We start from the raw sequence: 2,370 nt of genomic DNA on the forward strand, positions 1-2,370 counted from the left end.
CGGCACCCTCCTCGGCGCGGGGGGCGCCCTTCGGGGTGAGCTCGCCGCGGGCGAGGGCGCCCCGGCGGGTCAGCACCCGCCGGGTGTGCGCCTGGATCCGCGGGTCGGCGTTCTTCAGCAGCACCAGCAGCGGGGTGGCCAGGGTGATCGAGGAGAAGAACGCCACCGCCATACCGACGAAGAGCACCAGGCCGAGGTCCTTCAGGGTGCCCGCGCCGAGCAGGCCGGCACCGATGAAGAGCAGACCGCCGACCGGCAGCAGCGCGACCACCGAGGTGTTCAGCGACCGCATCAGGCTCTGGTTGATCGCCAGGTTGGCCGCCTCGCCGTACGTCTGGGTGTTGCTCGCCGTGATCCCCCGGGTGTTCTCCTGGACCTTGTCGAAGACCACCACCACGTCGTAGAGCGCGAAGCCCAGGATGGTGAGGAAGCCGATGACCGTCGACGGGGTGACCTCGAAGCCGACCAGCGAGTAGATGCCGGCGGTGAGGATCAGGTTCATCACCAGGGAGGCGACCGCGGCGACGGCCATCCGCCACTCGAAGCGCAGGATCAGGTAGACCATCACCAGCGCGACGAAGATGACCAGACCGAGCAGCGCCCGCGAGGTGACCTGGCTGCCCCACGCCTCGCTGACTTGGTTGCTGCTGATCTGCTCGGTGTTGAGGCCGAACGCCCCGGCCATCTCCACCTTGGCCGCGTTGGCCTCCTCCGCGCTGAGCTCGGTGGTGCGGATCTCGTAGAACTCGGTGCCGGCGCCGTCGACCTTCTGCGCGGTGACCACCTCGCCACCGCCGCCCTCGGACGCGAGCGCCGCCTCGACCTTCTCCTGGGCCTGCTCCAGCGTGCCGACGCTGGCCGGGATCTGGAACGAGTTGCCGCCGGCGAACTCGATGCCCAGGCTGAACCCGCGCACCGCGAAGCTGAGCACGGCGATCAGGATCAGCGCCGCCGCGACGGAGAACCAGAGCTTGCGCCGACCGATGATGTCGAGGCCGGCCTCACCGCGGTACAGACGGCTCGCGAGACCACTTTCAGCCATCTCAGGCCTCCTTGACGCGCGGGTTGCGGGTCGCGGCCTGCTCGGTCCGGGCCGGGAGCGCCCGGCCGAGACCGCTGACCCGCGGGGACAGGAACGCCCGGGTACGGGCGAACATCGTCATGATCGGGTGCCGGAAGAGGAAGACCACGACCAGGTCGAGCACGGTGGCCAGGCCGAGGGCGAAGGCGAAGCCCTTCACCGTGCCGACGGAGACCACGTAGAGCACCACCGCGGACATCAGCGTGATCGCGTTCGCCGAGATGATCGTCCGGCGGGCCCGGATCCAGGCACGCGGCACCGCGCTGCGCGGACTGCGCCCCTCCCGGATCTCGTCCTTGAGCCGTTCGAAGTAGATGACGAACGAGTCCGCCGCCACACCGAGCGAGACGATCATGCCGGCGATGCCGGCGAGGGTGAGCGTGAAGCCGATCTGCCGGCCGAGGACCACCAGAGCGCCGAAGACCAGCAGCGCCGACAGCACCAGGCTCAGGAAGATCACCGAGCCGAGCAGGCGGTAGTAGAAGAACGAGTAGATGATGACCAGCAGCATGCCGATGCCGGCCGCCAGCAGACCCGCCCGCAGCTGGCTGGCGCCCAGGGTGGCGGTGACGTTCTGCTGCTCCTGCGCGTCGAAGGTCACCGGCAGCGCGCCGTAGCGCAGGTTGCCGGCCAGCTCACTGGCGTCCTTCTGGGTGAAGTTGCCGGTGATCTGCGAGTTGCCGGTCAGCACGCCCTGGATCTCCGGCGAGGAGACGATCTGGTTGTCCAGCACCACGGCGACCCGGCACTTGCCGTCCTGGCCGAGCGCGGTCGCGTCGCAGGCCTGACCCTCGTTGTTGAACGCCTCGCGGGTGAGGTTGGTCCACTTCTCCTGGCCGTCGCCGCTGAAGTCGAGGCTGACCACCCAGGAGCTGGTCTGGTCGAGCACCGCGGCGGCGTCGTCGACGTCGGTGCCGAGCACCTTCGCCTTGTCGAGCAGGTACTTCGCGGCGCCGTCCTCGCAGGCGACCACCTGCTGGTTCGGGTCCGAGATCGACGCCGGCGGGCGCTTGTCGAGCTGCGCGCAGCTGATCGTCGGCACGTTGAACTGCATCTGCGCCGGCAGCACCGCGACCTCGCGCTCGTCGAGCGTGGAGAACGGCTTGAGCTTGTCGGCCAGCGACGGATCGGCGGTCAGGTCGGCCGGGGCCTGGAGGCCGCTGGCGGCCTGCCACGCGGCGGCGCCGACCTTCTGCTCGACGGCCTTGCGCTGCTGCTCGACATTCGCCGGCACCGGCTCGGCGCTGGCGCTGGGCGAGGGCGCCGCGGCGCTCGGCGAGGCCGGCGCC

Annotated in this window: 2 protein-coding genes; both read right to left on the reverse strand. The window is 70.1% G+C overall.

Going from position 1 to position 2,370, the window contains the following annotated elements; all coding sequences use genetic code 11:
• Positions 1-1,042: protein translocase subunit SecF (secF, locus tag NCC78_RS30870; protein ID WP_250798944.1), on the reverse strand; the 1,042-nt coding region annotated here is incomplete at its 3' end.
• A gap of 1 nt (position 1,043) precedes the next feature.
• On the reverse strand, positions 1,044-2,370 hold a 1,327-nt coding region (gene secD / locus NCC78_RS30875), incomplete at its 5' end, for a protein translocase subunit SecD (RefSeq protein ID WP_250798945.1).

Origin of the sequence: Micromonospora phytophila (genome assembly GCF_023656545.1) — a bacterium.
Classification (GTDB): Bacteria; Actinomycetota; Actinomycetes; order Mycobacteriales; family Micromonosporaceae; genus Micromonospora; species Micromonospora phytophila.